The sequence below is a fragment of the Mycobacterium sp. genome, from assembly GCF_044370595.1.
Classification (GTDB): domain Bacteria; phylum Actinomycetota; class Actinomycetes; order Mycobacteriales; family Mycobacteriaceae; genus Mycobacterium.
The window spans coordinates 1-2946 of the sequence record NZ_JBILVF010000247.1; the positions used below are offsets into that span (position 1 = coordinate 1).

At 68.5% G+C, this 2946-nt stretch carries 2 protein-coding genes and 1 other RNA gene; all 3 read right to left on the reverse strand.

Annotated features, from left to right (window positions below; all coding sequences use genetic code 11):
• Window positions 1–1545 (reverse strand): DNA polymerase III subunits gamma/tau (locus ADBZ5N_RS18360; protein WP_526259955.1); only part of this gene is annotated, 1545 nt, incomplete at its 3' end.
• Between the two features lie 9 nt (window positions 1546–1554).
• Entirely contained in the window at window positions 1555–2853 is a 1299-nt protein-coding gene (locus tag ADBZ5N_RS18365) for an aspartate aminotransferase type Ic (protein WP_526259957.1), read from the reverse strand.
• A 13-nt stretch (window positions 2854–2866) separates the two neighbouring features.
• An RNA gene (ffs, locus tag ADBZ5N_RS18370) (signal recognition particle sRNA small type) lies at window positions 2867–2946 on the reverse strand; the annotation flags it as partial.

The window sequence follows — 2946 nt, forward strand, 5'->3', positions numbered from 1 at the left end:
CGGGACGGGCGGGGGTGGGACGGGCGGGGGTGGGACGGGCGGGGCCTCCGCAGCGGGTCGGGGCGCGGCGGGCGCGACGGGCGAGGCCTCCGCAGCGGGTCGGGGCGCGGCGGGCGCGACGGGCGAGGCCTCCGCAGCGGGTCGGGGCGCGGCGGGTGGGACGGGCGGCGCCTCCGCAGCGGGTCGGGGCGCGGCGGGGGCAGCCTTCTCCGCGGGCGGGCGCTCGAGTGGCGGGGGTTCGACGGGCGGGGGCTTCTCGACGGGCGGGGGCTTCTCGACGGGCGGGGGCGCGGCAACGGGCGCCGCGGGCGAGGCAGTCTGCGTCTTGCGCACGTACTGCTTACCGCTCACCGGCGAAGCACTCGCGGCGGCCTCACCGGCCGGGATGGAGATGTCCAGCCGGGTCTCGATGCGTTCGATGCGCTGCAGCAGGGCCGATTCGGTGTCCGACGCCGACGGCAACAGCAGCCGGGCACAGACCACCTCCAAGAGCAGCCGGGGAGCGGTGGCCCCGCGCATCTCCCCCAGCCCGGCGTGGACCACCTCGGCGTAGCGGGCCAGCGTCGCCGACCCGATTCGTCCGGCCTGATCCCGCATCCGCTCCAGCACGTCACCGGGTGCATCCACCACGCCGCGGCTGGCGGCATCCGGAACAGCCTGCAGCACAATGAGGTCCCGGAACCGCTCCAGAAGATCCAGGGCGAAACGACGCGGGTCGTGCCCGGCGTCGATGACCGACTCGACCGCACCGAACAGTGCAGCGGCGTCCCCGGCGGACAGCGCGTCCACTGCATCGTCGATCAGGGCGATGTCGGTAGCCCCCAACAACGCCAGCGCCCGTTGATAGTGGACCCGGTTGTCCTCGGCCCCGGCCAGCAACTGGTCGAGCACACTCAACGTGTCGCGCGGTGAACCGCCACCGGCCCGGATCACCAGGGGGAAGACGGCCTCGTCGACCTCGACGTTCTCCGAGGCGAGGATCTTCTCCACCAAGCTCCGCATGGTGCGAGGTGCCAGCAGGCGGAACGGATAGTGGTGGGTGCGCGAGCGGATCGTCGCCAGCACTTTGTCGGGTTCGGTAGTGGCGAACACGAAGATCACATGCTCGGGAGGTTCCTCAACGATCTTGAGCAGTGCGTTAAAGCCCTCCTTGCTGACCATATGCGCTTCATCGATGATGAATATCCGGTAGCGCGACTGGGCAGGTGCGTAGAAGGCGCGATCGCGCAGTTCACGGGTGTCGTTCACGCCGCCGTGGCTGGCGGCGTCGAGTTCGACGACGTCCATCGACTCTCCGCCACTGGACGCCAGAGACAAGCACGAATCGCACGCGCCGCACGGCGTCGGGGTCGGCCCCTGCTCGCAGTTCAGCGACCGGGCGAGAATGCGCGCCGACGACGTCTTGCCGCACCCGCGCGGCCCGGAGAACAGGTAGGCGTGATTGATCCGCCCTGCCGACAGCGCCGTCGACAGCGGTTCGGTGACGTGCTCCTGGCCAACCACCTCGGCGAACGTCGCCGGCCGGTATTTGCGGTAGAGCGCCACGTCGGAAGGCTACCCACCCTGGCTGACGGATTCGTTGTCCAGCAGTTTCTCCGTCGCCGCCAGCAGCGCACACGTCGCCAGTCCGTCGATGGCCTCGGACAGGTCGGCCAGGGTCGGGAAACTCGGGGCGACGCGGATGTTGGCGTCATCGGGATCTTTCCCGTACGGGAACGAGGCGCCCGCCGCGGTGACGGCGATGCCGGCGTCCTTGGCCAGGGCGACGGTGCGCTTGGCGGTGCCCGGCAGCACGTCGAGACTGACGAAGTAGCCGCCCTTCGGCTCGGTCCACGACGCGATCTTCGACTCCGACAGCCGCTTGTCCAGAATGTCGGCAACCAGTTCGAATTTCGGCGCCAGCACCTCCCGGTGGCGCAGCATGTGGCGACGCACCCCGTCGGCGTCGCGCAGAAACCTCAAGTGCCGCAAGTGGTTGACCTTGTCCGGACCGATCGACTTCTTGCCCGCGTGCTGCAGATACCAGGCGATGTTGCCCAGCGATCCGCCCAGGAAGCTCACCCCGGCGCCTGCGAAGGTGATCTTGGAGGTGGAGGCGAATACGTAGGGCCGATGAGGATTCCCGGCGGCAGCCGCTAAGCCGAGCACGTCAACTTGCCGTGGGAATTCCGCCGTCAGTGTGTGCACCGGGTAGGCGTTATCCCAGAACAGCCGGAAATCCGTTGCGGCGGTTTTCATTTGAACCAGTCTGCGAACCACTTCCCACGAGTACACCGCACCGGTCGGATTGGAGAACACCGGGACGCACCACATGCCTTTGATGGCCGGGTCGACGGCCACGAGTTCCTCGACCAGGTCGACGTCGGGGCCGTCGTCGCGCATGGGCACGGTGATCATCTCGATACCCAGGTTCTCTGCGATCCCGAAATGACGGTCGTAGCCGGGCGACGGGCACAGGAACTTCACCACCGGTTCGCGCACCCAGGGCCGCGGCGAGTCCACCCCGCCGTGCAGCATCGAGAACACCACGGCGTCGTGCATCAGTTCCAGACTGGCGTTGTTGCCGGCGATCAGGTTGGGCACCGGGACGCCGAGCAGTTCACCGAAGATCGCGCGCAGGCCGGGCAGACCGTGCTGGCCGCCGTAGTTGCGAGTGTCGGTTCCCTCGGAGTCGCGGAAGTCCCCGTTGCCGGGCAGTTCCAGCAGGGCGTTGGACAGGTCGAGTTGCTCCGCCGACGGCTTGCCGCGAGTGAGGTCCAGGGCGAGTTTCTTGCCCTGAAGGTCGGCGTAGGTGCACCGCAACTCGTCATGCCGGATTCGCAACTCGTCGCGCCTAAGGGATTGAAACGACACCGCCGGGCCTTTCCGAAGAAGGGGACCCCGCGCACCCGCCAGAGCCCGTTGACCCTTGCTGCCTTCCAGCCCTGGGGGAGTTCACAGGTTGGA